This is a genomic window from Methylorubrum rhodesianum (genome assembly GCF_014199985.1).
In the GTDB taxonomy this organism is placed as follows: Bacteria; Pseudomonadota; Alphaproteobacteria; order Rhizobiales; family Beijerinckiaceae; genus Methylobacterium; species Methylobacterium rhodesianum.
The window spans coordinates 1-1,330 of the sequence record NZ_JACHOS010000048.1 but is presented as its reverse complement, the minus strand read 5'-3'; the positions used below and the strand labels follow the sequence as shown (position 1 = coordinate 1,330).

Genomic DNA, 1,330 nt, shown 5'->3' with positions numbered 1-1,330 from the left:
CGAACAAGTGCCGGGCGATCCGCGAATGGTCCTCGCGCAGGCGGCCGGTCTCGATGCCGACGGGCTGTCCGTCGATCACCCGCCACGTGCCCGCGACCATCACCCGGTCCGCCCGGTGGGCCCCGCACAGCACCAGCGCCGCGAGCGGGTCGTGGGCGCCGGAGAAGCGCAGTTCGTCAAGGGTGAACAGCGCCAGATCCGCCTCACGGCCCGGCTCGAGCCGGCCGATATCGCCGCGTCCGAGGCAGGCGGCCGAGCCCTCCGTCGCCCAGCGCAGGGCATCGAGATGGGTCACCGCCTCCGCGCCGTAGGTCAGCCGGTTGATCATCAGGGCGTGGCGCACGCCCTCCATCAGGTTCGAGCTGTCGTTCGAGGCCGAGCCGTCGACGCCGAGACCGACGGGCGAGCCCGCCGCCTCCAGCTCGCAGGTCCGGCAATGGCCCGAGGCCAGCACCATGTTCGAGGTCGGGCAGTGGCAGACCCCGACCCCGGCCGCGCCGAGGCGCCTCACCTCGTCGTCGTTGAAGTGGATGCCGTGGGCGAGCCAGGCCCGGCGCGTCATCCAGCCGACCTCCTCCAGGTAGTCGACCGGGCGCTGCCCGAAGACTTCGAGGCAGTAGGCGTTCTCGTCGCGCGTCTCGCCGAGATGGGTGTGCAGGCGGCAATCGTGGCGCTCGGCGAGCCCGGCGCTCTCGCGCATCAGCCGCTTGGTGACGGCGAAGGGCGAGCAGGGGGCGAGCCCGATCTGCACCATCGCGCCGGGCGCGGGATCGTGGAACAGCCTCAGCACCCGCTCGCTGTCGGCCAGGATGGTGTCGTCGTCCTGCACCAGCGTCTCGGGCGGCAGGCCGCCCTGCTTCTGCGACAGGCTCATCGAGCCGCGGGTGACGACGGCGCGGATGCCGAGGGCGCGCGCCTCCTCGACCTGGATGTCGACGGCCGCCTCGAGCCCTCTCGGGAACAGGTAGTGGTGGTCGCCCGCCGTGGTGCAGCCGGAGAGGAGCAGTTCGGTGTAGGCGAGCCGGGTGGCGAGGCGGAACGCCTCCGGCGTGAGCCGGCCCCAGATGCCGTAGAGCGCCTTGAGCCAGGGGAAGAGCGGCTTGTTGATGGCGCTCGGGTGGGCGCGGGTGAGTGTCTGGAAGACGTGGTGATGGGTGTTGACGAGGCCGGGGATGACGACGTGGCGCGCGGCGTCGAAGGTCGCGTCGACCGGGCCGGCGGGCCGGCCACCGGCGGACACTCGTTCGGCGATGCGGGTGCCCTCCACCACGAGCCCGCCGCCGGCTCCCTCCGCCAGGATCGCCAGCGGATCACGGAGCCAGAGGCGGCG

1 protein-coding gene is annotated in these 1,330 nt (G+C 72.6%); it reads right to left on the bottom strand.

What is annotated here, in order from left to right; genetic code table 11:
- On the bottom strand, positions 1–1,330 hold a 1,330-nt coding region (locus tag HNR01_RS27320), incomplete at both ends, for an 8-oxoguanine deaminase (protein WP_198580665.1).